General features: G+C 51.6%; 13 protein-coding genes. 10 read left to right on the forward strand and 3 right to left on the reverse strand.

The genetic code is table 11. The features are described from left to right. The first annotated feature begins 7 nt into the window (after positions 1 to 7). Genes MKX50_RS07115 through MKX50_RS07130 form a run of 4 tightly spaced genes read left to right on the forward strand, consistent with a single transcriptional unit; the run spans position 8 to position 5,397 of the window. Positions 8 to 2,233, forward strand: coding sequence for a hypothetical protein (locus MKX50_RS07115; protein WP_339158944.1), 2,226 nt, complete (start codon positions 8 to 10; stop codon positions 2,231 to 2,233). Further along, positions 2,202 to 3,203: a pilus assembly protein gene (locus MKX50_RS07120; protein WP_339158946.1), complete on the forward strand. Its 1,002-nt coding sequence runs from the start codon at positions 2,202 to 2,204 to the stop codon at positions 3,201 to 3,203. Before MKX50_RS07115 ends, MKX50_RS07120 begins: the two co-directional genes overlap by 32 nt. 14 nt (positions 3,204 to 3,217) lie before the next feature. Next, a complete protein-coding gene (locus tag MKX50_RS07125; RefSeq protein ID WP_213589175.1) occupies positions 3,218 to 3,730 on the forward strand; it encodes an A24 family peptidase in 513 nt (170 codons plus the stop codon). 20 nt (positions 3,731 to 3,750) lie between these two features. Continuing rightward, the gene (locus MKX50_RS07130; RefSeq protein ID WP_339158948.1) at positions 3,751 to 5,397 is read left to right on the forward strand and encodes a DUF6382 domain-containing protein; all 1,647 of its coding nucleotides are present in this window, start codon (positions 3,751 to 3,753) and stop codon (positions 5,395 to 5,397) included. Positions 5,398 to 5,490: 93 nt separating this feature from the next. Here the strand turns inward: MKX50_RS07130 and MKX50_RS07135 are convergent, their stop codons facing one another. From MKX50_RS07135 to MKX50_RS07145, 3 genes are all read right to left on the reverse strand, one after another. Next, the gene (locus MKX50_RS07135; protein ID WP_339158950.1) at positions 5,491 to 6,126 is read right to left on the reverse strand and encodes a hypothetical protein; all 636 of its coding nucleotides are present in this window, start codon (positions 6,124 to 6,126) and stop codon (positions 5,491 to 5,493) included. A 154-nt stretch (positions 6,127 to 6,280) separates the two neighbouring features. Continuing rightward, positions 6,281 to 7,216, reverse strand: coding sequence for a TIGR01777 family oxidoreductase (locus MKX50_RS07140; protein ID WP_213589172.1), 936 nt, complete (start codon positions 7,214 to 7,216; stop codon positions 6,281 to 6,283). A 96-nt stretch (positions 7,217 to 7,312) separates the two neighbouring features. Beyond that, positions 7,313 to 7,786, reverse strand: coding sequence for a DUF2621 domain-containing protein (locus MKX50_RS07145; RefSeq protein WP_196427054.1), 474 nt, complete (start codon positions 7,784 to 7,786; stop codon positions 7,313 to 7,315). A 136-nt stretch (positions 7,787 to 7,922) separates the two neighbouring features. Here MKX50_RS07145 and MKX50_RS07150 point away from each other — a divergent pair, with 136 nt between their 5' ends. The 6 genes from MKX50_RS07150 to MKX50_RS07175 all read left to right on the forward strand — a co-directional run bounded on the left by MKX50_RS07150 (position 7,923) and on the right by MKX50_RS07175 (position 16,187). Beyond that, a complete protein-coding gene (locus MKX50_RS07150; RefSeq protein ID WP_339158953.1) occupies positions 7,923 to 9,038 on the forward strand; it encodes a deoxyribonuclease IV in 1,116 nt (371 codons plus the stop codon). Positions 9,039 to 9,110: 72 nt separating this feature from the next. Continuing rightward, positions 9,111 to 10,010 carry a formyltetrahydrofolate deformylase gene (gene purU, locus MKX50_RS07155; protein WP_213589170.1) on the forward strand — a complete coding sequence of 300 codons (900 nt, stop codon included), beginning with the start codon at positions 9,111 to 9,113 and terminating at the stop codon, positions 10,008 to 10,010. 249 nt (positions 10,011 to 10,259) lie between these two features. Next, positions 10,260 to 12,593: a DUF4350 domain-containing protein gene (locus MKX50_RS07160; protein WP_339158955.1), complete on the forward strand. Its 2,334-nt coding sequence runs from the start codon at positions 10,260 to 10,262 to the stop codon at positions 12,591 to 12,593. Then, positions 12,590 to 13,528 (forward strand): ABC transporter ATP-binding protein, encoded by a 939-nt coding sequence (locus MKX50_RS07165; RefSeq protein WP_155609448.1) that lies wholly within the window; start codon positions 12,590 to 12,592, stop codon positions 13,526 to 13,528. Before MKX50_RS07160 ends, MKX50_RS07165 begins: the two co-directional genes overlap by 4 nt. Beyond that, complete coding sequence (locus tag MKX50_RS07170; RefSeq protein WP_213589168.1) at positions 13,515 to 14,456, forward strand: ABC transporter permease; 942 nt, start codon at positions 13,515 to 13,517, stop codon at positions 14,454 to 14,456. The genes MKX50_RS07165 and MKX50_RS07170 overlap by 14 nt, the downstream gene beginning before the upstream one ends. A 57-nt stretch (positions 14,457 to 14,513) precedes the next feature. Continuing rightward, a complete protein-coding gene (locus MKX50_RS07175) occupies positions 14,514 to 16,187 on the forward strand; it encodes a phage tail tape measure protein (protein ID WP_339158958.1) in 1,674 nt (557 codons plus the stop codon). Positions 16,188 to 16,194: the final 7 nt, after the last annotated feature.

Below are 16,194 nucleotides of genomic sequence, written 5' to 3' on the forward strand. Positions count from 1 at the left end.
GGTTCCTATGTTGGACAAGCGCCGATCAGAACAGGGGGCAGTAACGGTATTTCTGATTGTTATTTTTGCGGCTGTTTTTGCTTTTGTGGCGATTTTTATTGATTTCGCCAGAATGTCGGCACTGCAGGCGCGAACGGAGGGGCTCGCTCATGCGGCAGCACGTTCCGTTCTATCTGCGTACGATAAGCAGCTGCTGGAGAAATACGGATTGTTTGCGTTCGGTGAGACGGATGAAAATTATTTAATGTCCAAGGTGCTCCAGGACAACTTTCAGCTGGCCATACGGAGCGATGATCTGCCTATCCTGGGAGCACAATTGGATTCTTCCGCCGTAGAATTGCTGCGACCCCTGGGGTACTACTCGGTCTTCAGACGGCAAATTCGCGAGGAAATGAAATATAAGGCACCAGTTGATTTTGCGATTGAGGTCGTTAACAAATTCAAGCCGATATCTCAGATCATGAAAGAGGCCTCCAACACGGTGGATTTACTTAGCAAGCTTCAAAGGTTGTATGATCAGAGGGAGGATAAATTGGATCAATTGCTGTCTGCGCAGAAGCAAGCCGCTTCGTCGGCCAAGGGATATACAGACCGCCTATCCCGGGGGAATTATACGTACATTCCGGATCATTTGCTGGGAGGCCGCATTCGCCTGATAGCTGATGCGGCCTCCCAATATAACGACTATTTGGCCAAAGCGGAGGAGGATCGGGATAGGGAGCCATCCGAACGTATATACTCCGAACTGCTGGAGGATTACCGGAATGATACTGGGAGGGTCTTTAGAGGACTCTCGCAAACTGATCAGGAGGCCGCAGCTCAGCATGCTCAACAGCTATCCTCGGCTAGAGATTTGCTTGAAGGGATACGGGAAATCAATGAGCAAATGCGTCTGGTCATCAAGGAGTCCGAGAGCAGGACGGCACAGCATGGATATGATTCCGTATCCCGGGGACTAAGCATTGGAGGAGACGAAGCAGTCTCCGGCGAGGCGGAAATCGCCGAAATCCGCGGCAGGAGCGAGGACTTGTTGTTGCAGACAACGCTTTTAGAGGATTTGGAAGCAGGGATCGAAGCCCAAGAGGCGAGCTTCAACAGCGCTCATCAAGCGGTTGTCACCCTGTTAACAAAATCCTCAGCTATCGGTGCCGCATCTTTTGGCAGCGCCAGCGGTTTTAAATCGGAGACGGTGCATGCCAGCCGGGAAATCGATCGATATCTGCGGACTTATTCCGATCCAGGGAGCGGTAATGCGCTGCAGCAAGTTCAAACCAAAGTAGAGGCTCATCGCTCAAGCGACGCACAGCGCAAGCAGACAGAACAGCAAGCTGCTGCAGAACTAAAGCATGCGTTCAGTTTGCTTCGGCAGATCGAAGAACTTAAGAACAAAATGGGGGAGCATCAGAAGCAATTCGATGTGCTGAGGTCTTATTTTGATAACAATCGCGCCTTAAATCAAGATCATTCCGCGGAAACGGGACAAAGTATCCGGGGTCGCAATCCAGATCCATACGAGGCGGGCGAGCAAGCCATGGGGGGCATGGATGTTTTGTACGCTTCCTTGTCTGAAATGATGTCCGGCATAACGGACAATGGCTATCAGACAGAGTATGTTGTCAGTTACTTTGATTTCTTCGACGTCAGCACGCTTAAGGAGCTTATGGAAGGCCGATCGGATAAGCTGGATGCGATGATAGAACAATTTGCCCCGCAGCGGCAGGAGGTAGAATATATATTGTACGGTTTTCATAATCCAGCAGGAAATGTTGCCGCTGCCTACGGTGAAATATTCACTATGCGTCTTGCGATCCGTACGATGGAGGGACTCATCAAGCATGCGAGCAAGGTCAACCCGCTGTTGATTTTGGCCTCCGCCTTACTTTACGGAGTTGTTGAGGCCGTCAAGGATATGGTGCGGCTATGTCAAAAGGGAGGCTTACAGCTTAGCAATTATTTGAGAGTCGAATTAACGTACAGGGATCACCTTCGGTTATTTCTGCTGCTCCACGGTACCAGCGACCAACGCCTGTCGCGGATGTTATCGGTAGTTCGTTTTAATACAGGCATCAATCCCGATGAACGGGCTACTTATATTCAAGGGGAAGTAACCGTAGCTTTGCCATTATGGTTCTTGCCGGGAGTGTCCAAAGCCATTGGCAGCGCCGGCGCTTTACAGGGACGAGTGGAAGGAAGCCGATATTATGCCGTCAAGCAAGCGCATTATTCATATTGAGTCTGCTGACAAAACCTCTAGCGGGAGCATCGTGCTGGAAGCTTCGCTTGTACTGCCTATCTTCATTATGATCATGTTTTTCTTCATTTACATGGTTCAAATGTCGGTCTATTCCATACAATTGCACAGCGTTGCTTCCAATGCGGTAAGGCATATATCCGCGCATATATATCCCGTTGCTTTGGCCGTTGACCAGTATTCGGTGCAAAACAACAGAGGGGGTAAGAACGATGGCGGCGCTGTAGGGCAAGGGAGCGTGTTCGATTGGAATATGCCCAAATTATCGCTGGCGGAATGGGCCGGGCAATATGCCGATAAGCTTCCCGAACCTCTATCCCTGTGGATTATGGATGCGGCAGCCAAGGGGGATGAACCGCTGAGCGACCTGAAGAACAACGTGCTGGAAGCAGTTCTTGATCCTGTAGTAAAACCAATGTTGCAGCCGTTTGTGCAGGATACAGTGCTTAGCGAGCGGCGGCTGCATGTGAGCAGAATTACTGTCCCTGATCTGAAGACGGGGAGGAGCCCGTACTTCGGAATCGAGTTAAGCTATGAACTGCCGATTCAAGTGCCCCTCAGCAATCGGAAAATCGTGCTTCAGGCGAGGGCGCAGGAACGGCTCTGGGTTGGGGATACGGGGGAGCTGAAGAAGGATACAAGCGGGGAGCAGGCCGAGGGACGGGCTCCGGTGATTTTGAGCAAGCCGAATCCGGCCTATGCCGGCCGTAAAGCGCTGGTCAGCGCCCAGGTTGAGCCGGGGGCGATCGTCAAGTTGACGGTTTATTACAAGAGTGGGGTAAGCCAGGCCAAATTTCTGGGGGAAGCTTCTGCGGATGAAAACGGCATTGTGGAGTGGCAGTGGCTTGTCGGCGGCAATACGACGCCCGGTACTTGGACATTCGTGGTCGAGACAGAGGACGGGCTGCGTACAACAGCGGAGTTCGTTGTTGAAAGTCCGAACAAAAAATGACGAGGAGAGCTGCTATGCATGTTGAAATTTGGGGCTGCTTTTTATTGCTTGCTGCTGCGTTCATTACCGATATTCGCTCGATGAAAATCCCCAATGTGATTACAATAACCGGTACGGTGCTTGGTATCGCATATCATGGGATTTCCGGCGGGGCAGCAGGTTTTATATTTGCCGTAAAGGGCGCTGCTGTCGGCTTTGGCGTAATGGCAGTATTGTATGCGGTGCGGGCCGTAGGCGGAGGTGACGTGAAGCTGTTTGCAGGAATCGGAGCTTGGGTTGGCGTACCGCTGACATTATCCGTGCTGATGTATTCGATTCTGGCTGCCGGCTGCATTGGCATCTTGATTCTGATTTGCAGAAGAGAAGCAGTGAGGCGGCTTGGCGGCATACTGCGCAGTGTCCTGGGAGTCATTATGCTGCGCAGTATAAGTCCGATCCGATCCATTGCAGCGCAGGATAAGCCGCTGACCTTTCCGTTCATGCTAGCAGTGTTGCCCGGTGCCATCATGGCAGTCTATTATTTTTAGGGGCAGGGAGTGAGCTTTCGTTGAAAGGGATAGTAACTGATTTTGTCAGAAATGATGGGACATATATGGTGGTTAATACGGAAGATGGGCTGCATGCAGAGCTGTTGAACGAGGTACAGCGGAGTATGGTGAATTCGGTAGCGATCCCCCATCTGCTGCGGCTGGAAGTGAGAGAGATTGATTTTAACGTTACGCTGCATTATGAGATTACCGGAAAAAGAATGCTGTCGCAGTGCCTGAAAAGCGATTGGATGACGATGACGGAATTCTACAGCATTTCGCTGCAAATCGTTAAAGTTCTCGATAGCAGCAAGGAATATATGCTCTCTTCCGGAAATTATCTCTTGGATGAAGATCATATTTTTGTGGAAGATTTATTGCCGAGCGGTACCATCTATCTGGCTTATCTGCCTTTGCTCCATATGCCTCCAGATCATTCCATTGCCCAATCTATGCTGCATCTCGTCAACCGTATGATGACAAGGGTTAAGAATATAGAGGGAAGTGGCATCCAGAAAATTATCGGTTTATGTGGGGGAGAGCAGTTCTCGGTAACCGGGTTAAAGAATTTACTGATATCACTGCTGCTCGAGGAAGATTCTAGTGAAGGGCAGGGATCAAACGTACATATCCGTGATACCGGGAGAAGACCACGTGAGTTAGATGCTCCTGAAGTGCCGATGCCGCCGAATTCCAAAAATACATTCCAAGTACCGTTTGCCGCTCCTGAACCAAGCTCAAGCTTAATTCCTAGCCGGATAAATGCAATGTCCTCTGCCAGCATTTACGAAGGAGCTTTTATGGAAGAAGAGGGAGGAATATATGAGGAGGAGGCGGAGAGCCGGACAGAAATTAAACCTGCATATATATGGCTAGGCGCTGCGTTACTGGTTGCGCTCATCTGGAAGCTTGCGTATTTGGATGGGTCTGCTGGCAATGGACTTTACATTAGTGCGGGATCATCGCTGGCTGTAATATTCATTGCGCTGCTAATCCAGAGCGGAAAATTTGACTTGGTTCGTTTTTTTAGGGACAAGGGCAATGAGGAAGGGGATTTTCAAATTGAGGATAATGTTCGTTTAGCTGGGGAGGAGGAACATGAAAAATCTAGGTTCACCAAACGCCGCAAGCCAGAGCGGTATGAGGAGAAATGGAGATGGAACGCCCCGTCCCCCTCCTCATCTATTGCGCCTTCTCCAATTAGGTCATCCGAATCCTATGAATCAATTCAGACACCGGTATCCAAGCCGTATCGTGAGCATGTTGAATTGGAGCCGCCCGCCGCGGCTTCCCCGGCAACCGTATTGTTGAAGGATATATCGAAGGAGGAGCAACCGCAGGCTGGTAGCGTAAACTATTTGGAGAAAATAACCTCATCAGGTGCCGGATTTGAACGAATCCTTTTATCCAAAGGCAGCTTTATAATCGGCCGTTCTGAGGAATTAGCCCAATATGTGGAGAAGCAGTCCGGGGTATCCCGGGCTCATGTCGAGCTTATGATCCTGGAAGGTGATTGCCGCATCAAGGATTTAGGCTCCAGAAACGGCACCAAGTTAAACGGCGAACTGATTGCGCCTTACAAAGACTATCCGCTCGAACCCGGAGATTCGTTTACCATGGCCGAGGTTACGTTTCGTTACGGTAGAGAGATTCGAAATTCGGCATGACGAAGGGAAAGAAAATGGGTTAATAAAACATGTTTGCATGGCCCGTTGTTACAATCTGGACAGCGGGCTTACCGGTCTTTGTTTAAATCGGGATCATACTTTATTTTCTAATGAATTAAAGTAATCGATTATTTCCTTAGAAGGAGTTGCTTCTATGCACCAATACTCTTCAGTCCTGTTTTCTTCTTCACCATAAGATATTTTTATATACATATTCCGATAAAAATCAGTGATCTGTTTATTTATTGTTTCCTTATTAATAACGTAACCTCTAAACAAACTTAATCCGAAAGGCTCTTTATTAGGCTTGAGGTTCGTTTCGGTATCATTTAGCGCATTTGTAGTTGTCAGGTCACCGGTTAAAAGATAATCAATCATACTTGGCTCCAAAGTAAATGATTGAATGACATTTTTCAGTTCTTCTGTATAGTTATCCATTACAATTTCATAAATGAAACGATCATCGTCTTCCTCATGATTAAAAGTGACAGTTGCAGATATATTGTACTTTTTACTTGATTGAATTTTTTTAAAAACATTTTTGTCTTGGGATATTTTCTTTTCTAAATCTTCTTTTTCAGAAATTTTTGTATATTCATCAGTCCGAATCTCACTTTTAGTAGTGTTTGTTATATTCTCCCCGGCGTTGAAAGGGGTATTTTTGTCGCAAGCTACAGCTATTAACAAGAAAGTTGAGAATATAATGAGAAAATGAATTTTGCATTTCATTATATAAAACCTCCATGCTATTCAACTAATAAATTAAGATTGTATTACATAAATATTTAGCCCTCCAAAGAACATATTCTTTGGAGGGCCTTAAATCAAGTGATCGTAAAAAAATATGTATGCACAGCCCGCTGTCTCTGCATAGACGACGGGCTTATTGGCGTGTCTTCAAATTCGCTGCAGCCGATTCCAGTTCCGGATATTGAAAATGGAAACCGTGCTGCAAAGCCGCTTGGGGCAGGACCCTTTGTCCTTCCAGCAGCAGAACGGACATTTCACCAAGCATCGTCCTTAATGCGAAGGCTGGCAGTGGAAGCCAGTATGGCCTGCGGTGAACCCGGCTGACAATCCTGCCGAATTCGTCATTGGTCACGGGGTTTGGGCTTACTGCGTTGACAGCGCCTTCGACTTCCGAATGCTTCACACAGAAATCGATCAACGCTACGATATCTTGGATATGAATCCAGGGGACCCACTGTCTGCCAGACCCGATTTTACCGCCAGCTCCAAACAGAATAGGAAGGCGCATGAGTGGATAGGCTCCGCCCTTATTACCGAGCACTACGCCCGTACGCAGCTTTACGAGCCGAATACCACGAAAACCATCCTCCGCAGCGGTTTCCCACTGTCGGGTCACGTTTGCGAGAAAGTCATCCGCTTCAGGCTGGGAGTTCTCATCAAATGTATCCGTTAGAGATGTTCCGTATATTCCAACGGCCGAGCCTTGAATGATAACTTCAGGTTTGCTGTTCAAAGACTGTACCCATTTAGCCGTCAAATCGGTTGTTTGCAGCCTCGAATGCAAAATGCTGTCTTTGGCTCTGCCGGTCCAGCGCTGATTCAGGGAAGTGCCGGCGAGGTTGACAACTGCATCCACCTCGATCCCGCGCGAAGAAGGCTGTGCAAGCTGCTCCCAGGTCAGGTAGTCAAGGGGAGCGGCCCCCTCTCTAGCTTGAGACTTGGGATCACCTTGGCTGTGCTGCTCGGGCTTGCCGCGCGTGATGACCGCAACATGATGTCCCTGCTGCTGCCAATAGGAGGCTAAAGCGTTCCCGATGAATCCCGTTCCCCCGGTAATATAGATTTTCATAGCGATCCCTCCTAGAAATTTTTCCGCGATAGTCATAAGAAAAACATCCGGCTAGCGGGCGTTCTTCAGACGTCGCGACCGGATGTATAATTTGTTCTATTTGTTGATCAAATGCTGATAGGGGCGGTAGTCGATATTGCTCTTTTCCAAAAAGTTCATCAGGAATTTGTAATCCCGCTTTGGCGTCGCTACGATATAGCCTTTGATACAGTGATCCTGCGTAACCTCGGAAGCTTCCTCCTGCAGGGCAATTTTGCCGATTTCCGCGGCAATCGAATGCTTGGCGATATCCCGGAACGGGGTAGGTACGGGCTGTACCAGTAGATCAAGGAATGCCTTCGCTTCATCCGTCCACAAATGCCGGCTTTTCTCGACCCAATGATTTTGCCAATCAAGCTTGGACATGCCGTCCGCCTTGGGGAGCACCTTCAGAAATTTGCGGAACATGAAAAAACCGCCGATGCACATGACGCCGAGCATGACGAATCCCCAGAATGCGATCGAGTTCATAAACCAGCGATTCGGCCCTGCCGAAGCCAGTGCAAGCCAAGTGATGTTCAAGTGCGGCATCGATTCATTCACCTCGAATAATTAGTCCTTAAAACCCTTCAATCTTTAAGAATTATACCTTATTTGTGGATTTATATCGATATTCAAGATAAAATAGGTTTGTTTAAAGAACGTTGTCCATAAGGGGGATAAAGAAATGTTAAAAATAGGTTCGCATGTCTCGTTCTCGGACAAGGGGCTATTAACCGCAACGGAGGAGGCCGCATCTTACGGCTCCAGCTCGTTCATGATATATACCGGCGCACCGCAGAATACGCGCCGCAAACCGATCGAATCGATGAATATCGAGGACGGCAAGGCCGCGATGGCCGTTGCCGGCATTGACGAAATTGTCGTTCACGCGCCTTATATCATCAATCTGGGCTCTTATAAGTCGAACACGTACCAGCTGGCAGTAGACTTCCTGCAAGAGGAAATCCGCCGCACCCATGCGCTGGGCGTGCGAAATATCGTGCTTCACCCGGGCGCATTCACGGATAAAGATGCCGAATACGGCATTAACCGGATCGCCGAAGGCTTGAATGAGGTGTTGAACGGAACAGATGAAACGGAAGTTAACATCGCGTTGGAAACGATGGCTGGCAAAGGGACGGAAATGGGACGCAGCTTCGAGGAAATCGCCGCGATCATCGATAAAGTCCAGCGTAATGAGCGTCTGACGATTTGCTTGGACACCTGCCACATCCATGATGCCGGCTACGATATCGTCAATGATCTCGACGGCGTGCTGCACCAGTTCGATCAGCTGGTCGGCTTGAACCGGATCGCCGTCGTGCACGTCAATGACAGTAAAAACCCGATGGGGGCGCGGAAAGACCGCCATACGCCCGTCGGAACCGGATGGATCGGATTCGAGGCGCTTAACCGCGTGGTGCATCACGAATTGCTGCAGGGGCGTCCGTTTATTCTGGAGACGCCTTGGATCGGCAAGGAAGCCAAAACCCAGCGGCCGATGTATGAAGTCGAAATCGCCCTGCTTCGGGGGAGCGTGCCTGAGAGATTCGGCGATTCCTTCCTGTCGGAAATAGAGATGCTGAGCAGCTTCTTTGCAAAACGCGATATTGAACAGCGTGCGTTCGTGCTGGATACCTGGAAATTGCTCAAGGATGACGCCAAAGCAAGAAAGGCGGATCCGCGCGAACCGCTGGAGCGCCTCTATGATCTCGTATTGGAAGCCAATTTGTTCCCGGATTACAGCGAGGAGCAAATCAATTTCCGGCTGATCGGCTGGCTTGCAGCCAAAGGCCTGTAAATCACAGCATAAAATAGAATCAAGACCAAAATCAGTTGTTTACAATAGTTAGCGGGAGGATTTGAGAGAAAGATGGATATACATGTAAAATCAGGCGCAAGACCTGTCAAACCTTATGAGAATCACCGGGCGCGGATGTTGATTTCCTGTCCGGACGGGCCTGGTATCGTGGCCGCGGTGTCGGATTTCCTGCATCAGCATGGCGCAAACATCGTGCAGTCGGACCAGTATACGATGGATCCCGAAGGCGGCATGTTCTTCATGCGGATCGAATTCGATCTCGAGCGGCTGCATGACAATCTGGCGCAACTAAAGCAGGATTTTGCGGTGATTGCCGCCAAATTCGAGATGAAGTGGGAAATCTATCCGCTGAATGAGAAGAAGAAGCTGGCTATTTTTGTCTCGAAAGAGGATCACTGCCTCGTAGAATTGCTGTGGCAATGGCAGGCCGGGGATCTGGATGCGGAAATTTCCATGGTCATCAGCAATCATCCCGATAATAAAGAATACGTCGAATCGTTCGGCATTCCTTTCTATCACATTCCGGTTACGCCGGATACGAAGAAGGAAGCCGAGCAGAAGCAGCTGGAACTGGTTAACGGGAAGGTCGATCTAATCGTGCTGGCCAGATACATGCAAATTTTGTCCCCTGCTCTGATCGAGCCTTACCGGAACCGGATCATTAATATTCACCACTCGTTCCTGCCGGCCTTCGTAGGCGGCAAACCGTACGCCCAAGCCTATGACCGCGGCGTGAAAATCATCGGCGCAACCGCTCATTACGTCACCGAGGAACTGGATGGCGGACCGATTATTGAGCAGGACGTTCAGCGCGTTAGCCACCGTGATGACGTTGGCGAGCTCAAGCGGATCGGCCGCACTATTGAAAGAGTCGTTCTGGCCCGGGCCGTTAAATGGCATATCGAGGACCGCATTCTCGTGCATCAGAATAAAACTGTCGTATTCAGCTAATAGCAAACAAGAATATTAAATTACCTTAACAACTAGAAAGCCGTCTCAGTTGGCATGCCTGTCATACTGGACGGCTTTAGTTGTATGTTTTTCGCGGATACTTGTAAGTTGCTGCCGTTTTATGCAGAAAAATAGAAGCCGGCTTGTAAACATTTTGCGGTTGAATACGTCCTTATATATAGGGTCATTTTCATGATGAGAGGAGAGAATCATTTGTTCTTATATGACAAGAAAAGGGGAACCCTGGCTATGCTGTGGCTCTTAACCGCCATAATTGCGCTGCTGCCGGGGGTTGTTAGTCCTCAAGCTGTCCATGCGGCGGAGCCGTCGATCAGCATGAAGACGGAAGTCGGCTACGATGGCCATTACAAAATTGGAGAATGGACGCCGCTAAAAATTACGCTGACCAGCGACACGGATATTTCCGGGGAACTCGTCGTTCAAACGGAATACCCGTACAATTCCAATCGAGCTTCATACGCGGCAAAAGTCGATTTGCCGGCGGGTACACCAAAGGAAGTCACTTTCGGCATCCTAGGAACATCCTTTCATAAAGATAACAACTCGATTCGTTTCTATAAAGATTCGGCAGAAAAGGGGAAGTACATCCCCTTTCAAGCTTCGACCCCGTATTTGAATGCCAGCGGGGACAATGGCACCTTGATCGGTGTTCTCGCTTCGGATCCAGACAGCATGAACTTTCTAAATGTGCTGAACGGCAAGGGGAAGGACGTGAAGGTTATTCCGCTCAAAGCGGAGCAGCTGCCCGAGGACGGCGTGCTGCTGGAGGGGTTGGATATTCTCGTCATCAACAACTACCCGGCGGGCAATCTCGGGGATAAGCGAACGGATGCGATTAAAGCGTGGGTGAAGTCAGGGGGAACGCTTGTATTGGGCGGAGGCGCTGGTTATGCGAAAACGGTCCAGGGGCTCGAGGATTTGTCGCCCGTAGACTATTCGGGCCTTGCCGATGTCACCTCGCTGCAGGAATTGGAGAAAGCGACAGGCAAGTTGATTTCTCTGGATGGGGCCTTCCCTGTTTCGGCTGCCAAGCTGAAGGAGGGGGCACGAACAATCGTAATAGGCGAGCAGCCGCTGTTCGCCTCCTGGAACGTGAGCAGGGGCAGCGTTATTTATGCCGCTTACGATGTCTCCATGGAGCCATTGCAATCGTGGTCCGGTCATGCTGATATATGGAATAAGGTACTTCAGCAGCATTCCCCGTTGGCTTCGGCTTCGCAAGGCAATATGCCTGGGAAGGGGGAATTGGCGCAAAGAATCAACTATTTACTGGACTATTTCCCGAGCCTTACGTTGCCTCCTTATTCCCTGCTGCTCTGGCTGCTGCTGGGATATGCTGTCATCGTTGCGCCAGGGCTCTATTTCGTACTGAAAAAGCTCGATAAACGCGAGTGGGCCTGGCTGCTCATTCCGGTTATTGCCGTATTAGCCAGCGGTGGCATCTATGTGGCCGGCACGACGGGGAAAAGCACGCTGCGCACGAACACGCTCAGCATCGTCGAATTGAATGGCCACGGGTATGCCGAGCGAAGCACGTCCACGGCATTATTCATCCCGCGAAGCGGCGATTACAAACTAAGCTTTCCGGCTGGCACGCACATCACAGTGCAGCGTGAAGACGGACTTATTTCCGGCGGACAGGCGGCTGACTCGGAGCGGCAGCTGATTCGGTTCGGTGACAGCGGTACGTCTGTCGATTTAAAGGGAATGACGCATCGCTCCCTGGCCAAGTTAACCGTGAGGCAGCTGGAGGACCGGCAGCTGGGCCAGGTGGAGTTCGATATCTCCATTAACGAACAGGGTGTTCCTCAAGGGACAGTGACTAACAAGACTATTGCGGATTTAACGGACACGGCGATTATTTTGAACGATAAAATGTATCTGCTTGGCGATATCGCCAGAAATCAGACGGCAGCGATTACCTCCTTGCCGTTGACCATCAACCACTATGATTACGGCTACTTCATATTTCCTTCCCAGGGCAATCGCCTGGAGGATATGAAGCTGGAGCGGCCCCGCGGTCTCATTAACGCCTATTTTAGCCGAAACAATATGACGGATAACTATGCCTTTATCGGCTGGAGCCAGGATGAGCTGCTGAATTATGAGGTGAATGGCAAAAAAGTAGCCGCCGACCCGCTGAACATGTGGGTTCAGCGTATTGAGCCGGAAATCCATAAAGACGGACAGTGGAACATACCTTATGGTTATATCGCGCCTTCCGTCAGCAAGGCGACTTCCTCGGACTGGGGATACGAAACAAGCCGCAGCATTCATATGTCCGGGGGCGAGATGGAGCTCGAATACACTTTGCCGAATATGAAATATTCGGAGCTTGCCATGCGCCAGAACAACCGGGGGTACAACATGACCGTGGCGGTATGGAACGCGTCCAAGGGGGAGGCTGAGCCGATCCAATGGAATCAAGGGACAGCGCAGCTTCCTCAGCCGATCGAGCAATACCTGGTTGGGGGAACAACGCTGCGCCTTATCGTCACGGCGCAGGATTGGAGCAGTTTCGACCTGCCCGAAATCTCTGTAAAGGGGAGCAGCAGCCAATGATCGAGATACGTAATTTAACTAAAACTTACGGCGGTTTCGAAGCGCTGAAGTCGGTGAATATTTCCATTTCCAAAGGAACCGTATTCGGCTTTGTCGGGCCGAACGGAGCAGGCAAATCAACGACGATGTCGATCCTGGCAACGCTGCTGCTGCCGACCTCCGGCACGGCATCGGTAGGCGGCTTCGAGGTGACTGAGCAGCCGCATGAGGTACGCAAGAGAATAGGTTATATGCCGGACTTCTTCGGGGTATACGACCAATTCAGAACGACGGAATACCTGCATTTCTACGGAGCCAGTTACGGGATTCCGCGGCCTGAACGCGAGAAGCTTATTCCGCAGCTGCTGGACTTGGTTAATTTAAGCGATAAACGGGATGCCTATGTGGACAGCTTGTCCCGCGGCATGAAGCAGCGGCTGTGCCTGGCTCGCTGCCTCGTGCATGACCCGGACGTGCTCATCCTTGATGAGCCGGCATCCGGTCTGGATCCGCGGGCGCGGATCGAAATGAGAGAGATTTTGAAAGAGCTGAAGCTGATGGGCAAGACGATTATCATTTCATCGCATATTCTGCCCGAGCTTGCGGAGATGGTGGATGAGATCGGCGTCATTGAGCACGGTGAGATGGTTGCTCAAGGCAAGGTGGCTGACATTCAAAATCGCCTGCGTGTCAAGCGGGTGCTGCATATTCGTGTCATGGACCGCGGAGATGAGCTCGCCGCCATGCTGCGGGATGAGCGTCATGTCAGCCAGGTGCTGAGCGACGAAACAGGGGTTCATGTGCATTTCGGCGGCGGGGACGCCGAGCAGGCCCAGCTGCTGAACAAAGTCATCGGCGCAGGCTATGGGGTCGTATCTTTCCATGAAGCACAGACGAATCTCGAGGATGTATTCCTGGAGATCACGAAGGGGGGCGCGTCAGATGGATTGGCGTAGAATTCTAATCAATCCCGTGATGGATAAGGAGTTCAGACTGAGAATGCGCACCTCCCGTTCCGCGGTGACGGTGTTGGCATACGTACTGGTCATGGGACTTCTGGCGATGGGCATCATCTATGTCATGATGAGCAGCGGGGCCGGATTGTCAGGGCGGATCGATCCAGGCACCAGCCGCGTCATGTTCTACGCGCTCAGCATCGCCCAGCTTGTTCTCATCGCATTTATGACGCCTGCGTTAACGGCGGGGGTCATAAGCGGGGAGCGGGAGAAGCAGACACTGAACATGCTGCTGACGACACAGCAGAGCTCGTCGACGATTATTTTGAGCAAACTGGTATCCTCCTTGAGTTTCATGACGCTTGTCATTTTGGCGACGCTGCCTGTGTACAGCATTGCGTTTCTTTACGGGGGAGTCGCCCCGAAGCAGCTTGTATTCGTTTTTCTGTTTTATTTGTTTATCATGCTGCTGCTCGGTTCGCTGGGTGTGCTGTTCTCTACGCTGTTCAAGCGGACGATCGTCGCGGTCATTATGACTTATGGCGTAGGGCTTGTTATTTTCCTCATTACCGGGATCGTTTACTTGCTTGCCATGGGCGTAGTTCAAGCTAACTATTATGCTTCAGGGACGACGATGGCGCCGGATTATTCGTGGATCGGATTCATTCTCGGGCTTAATCCTGCGGGAGCATTGATCAGCATTTTTGAACCTTCGTTTTCGGATTCCATTTTTCTGACGCGGTGGGGCAGCCAGCAAGCCGGTGCGCCGATCCAGCTGTGGCAGGAGTTCCTGCTTGTATACAGTGTTGTCATTATATTGGCGCTATGGCTGGCCATCCGTTATATTCGCCCGGTCAGACGAGCCAGGATCAAGAAGCGGCTGCAGACGGACTGGGAACCGCAGGAGCATGAGCAGGCAGAGAAATAAACAATAGCCGCTTTAGGTAATGGGTTGCAGAACGATGGAGGAAGGGAGGCGGGCAGCATGAAGGAAATTTACGAGCAGCTTAACATCGTCCGGCGCCGCATGCAGTGGCTCGAAGCCTGGAAAGGGACCCGCTGCGGACTGCTTGCCGGGCTTGGAGCCGCGCTGCTGTGGCTTGCCGCCGGGCGTTTGTGGCCGCTGGAAGGCTTGCTGTGGCAAGGGGCGGGGCTAGTCGTGCTCTTTGCGCTGTCCGGGCTGCTATGGGGATACTTTGCCAAACGAGTGTCTTTGCCGGAGGCAGCTCGCATGATGGACCGGGCGATTGCCGATGAAGAGCCGCGCGACGACATGGCGACGGCTTTGGCGTATGGCGAATCCGACGCGTTAGCGGCAAAATGGCAGCGGGCGCAGGCCGCTCAATACGGTTCGGCCTACATTAAGGAAATCAAGCGGCGTCTGCCATTCCCGGTTCGCCGTAAATTTTGGCTCTCGGCCGCCTGCCTGTTCATGGCGCTTGTCATTTTGGCCATCCTGCCGAATCCGATGCAGCAGGAGATCGCGAAGCGCAAGGAGCAAAGGGAGTGGGTGAACGCTCAGCAGCAAGAGACGGAGGAAAAGCTGATGGAGCTGGAGGCGCGCAAGCTTGAGCCCATCGCGAAGGAGGCGCTGGCGAAGGAAATCGCCGAGCTGCGGCGGGCGCTGGAACTCAGTAAAGAACCGGAAGAGGCGCTGGATAGCGTAGAGCATGCGATGAAGAGCTTGAAGGAAATGTCCGACAAAATAGAGCTGAAGCAGCAGGAAATGGAGAAGTGGCTGGAGGACTGGAAAGCCAATCCGCTTTCCCAGGGCCTGGCGGAGTCGCTGAAGCAGCAAAATCAGCAGAGCCTAAGTGAGAAAATGGAGGAATTCCGAAAAAAGGCTGCTGCCATGTCCACCGAGGAGCGCAAGCGTCTTGCTGAGGATTTGCAGCAAATTGCAGAGGCCGCTCCTCAGAATGATGAGAAGGCTCAGCGTCTTGCCGAAGCTCTAAAAAAAGCAGCTGAAGCGCTTGAGAAGGGAAATCCGCAAGAAATAGAGCAGGCTCTGGAGCTGCTGGAGCAAGCGATCCAAGAGAGTATGGCCGGCCTGAAATCCGACCTTAACCAAGCTGAGGCTGCCGCCGCTTTGGCCGCCGCGCTGGCTAAGCAAGGGATGGGGCTGGCGGAGCAGATGGCTGCCTCCGGGCTCGCGGTATCCGATACGTGGAGCATGGGTGGAATCGCCGAGCAGTGGGCCGGCGAAGCTATGCTGGCCGGCGGGGAACCGGGAAGCGGGGCATCCGGCGAAGGCGGAGCTGGCGGAAGTTCGGGACAGGGTCAAGGTCAAGGTCAGGGCAGTGGCCAGGGTAGTGGCCAGGGTAGTGGTCAGGGCTCTGGCTCTGGAAGAGGCAGCGGTAACGGAAGCGGCGGCCAGGGCGCTGGACTCGGCAGCGGCGGGCGCGAGCTCGTGACGACGCCGCGTGATCTGAAGGGCAGCGGAAACGTTGAGCGGGACAGCGGCGAAATTCACGGCGGCGGCGGAGACGTGCAAAAGGGCGGCAAATCGCCCGTATTTGACGGCGTGAGCCGGCCCTATGACGAGGTGTACAGCGACTACGCTGCCGAGGCCAAGCGCTCTCTGGAGCGGAGCGAGCTTCCGATAAGCGTGCAGAGCCTGGTGGAGAGCTATTTTACGGAAATAGACCCGGGATATTAGTTGAGGA

This window comes from Paenibacillus sp. FSL W8-0186, assembly GCF_037969765.1.
In the GTDB taxonomy this organism is placed as follows: domain Bacteria; phylum Bacillota; class Bacilli; order Paenibacillales; family Paenibacillaceae; genus Fontibacillus; species Fontibacillus woosongensis.

What these genes read in the sequence shown, in the direction of transcription:
- MKX50_RS07115 (WP_339158944.1), top strand. Translation starts at nt 8, where the DNA reads ATGTTGGACAAGCGCCGATCAGAACAGGGGGCAGTAACGGTATTTCTG.
- MKX50_RS07120 (WP_339158946.1), top strand. Translation starts at nt 2,202, where the DNA reads ATGCCGTCAAGCAAGCGCATTATTCATATTGAGTCTGCTGACAAAACC.
- MKX50_RS07125 (WP_213589175.1), top strand. Translation starts at nt 3,218, where the DNA reads ATGCATGTTGAAATTTGGGGCTGCTTTTTATTGCTTGCTGCTGCGTTC.
- MKX50_RS07135 (WP_339158950.1), bottom strand. Translation starts at nt 6,126, where the DNA reads ATGAAATGCAAAATTCATTTTCTCATTATATTCTCAACTTTCTTGTTA.
- MKX50_RS07140 (WP_213589172.1), bottom strand. Translation starts at nt 7,216, where the DNA reads ATGAAAATCTATATTACCGGGGGAACGGGATTCATCGGGAACGCTTTA.
- MKX50_RS07145 (WP_196427054.1), bottom strand. Translation starts at nt 7,786, where the DNA reads ATGCCGCACTTGAACATCACTTGGCTTGCACTGGCTTCGGCAGGGCCG.
- MKX50_RS07150 (WP_339158953.1), top strand. Translation starts at nt 7,923, where the DNA reads ATGTTAAAAATAGGTTCGCATGTCTCGTTCTCGGACAAGGGGCTATTA.
- purU (WP_213589170.1), top strand. Translation starts at nt 9,111, where the DNA reads ATGGATATACATGTAAAATCAGGCGCAAGACCTGTCAAACCTTATGAG.
- MKX50_RS07160 (WP_339158955.1), top strand. Translation starts at nt 10,260, where the DNA reads ATGCTGTGGCTCTTAACCGCCATAATTGCGCTGCTGCCGGGGGTTGTT.
- MKX50_RS07165 (WP_155609448.1), top strand. Translation starts at nt 12,590, where the DNA reads ATGATCGAGATACGTAATTTAACTAAAACTTACGGCGGTTTCGAAGCG.
- MKX50_RS07170 (WP_213589168.1), top strand. Translation starts at nt 13,515, where the DNA reads ATGGATTGGCGTAGAATTCTAATCAATCCCGTGATGGATAAGGAGTTC.
- MKX50_RS07175 (WP_339158958.1), top strand. Translation starts at nt 14,514, where the DNA reads ATGAAGGAAATTTACGAGCAGCTTAACATCGTCCGGCGCCGCATGCAG.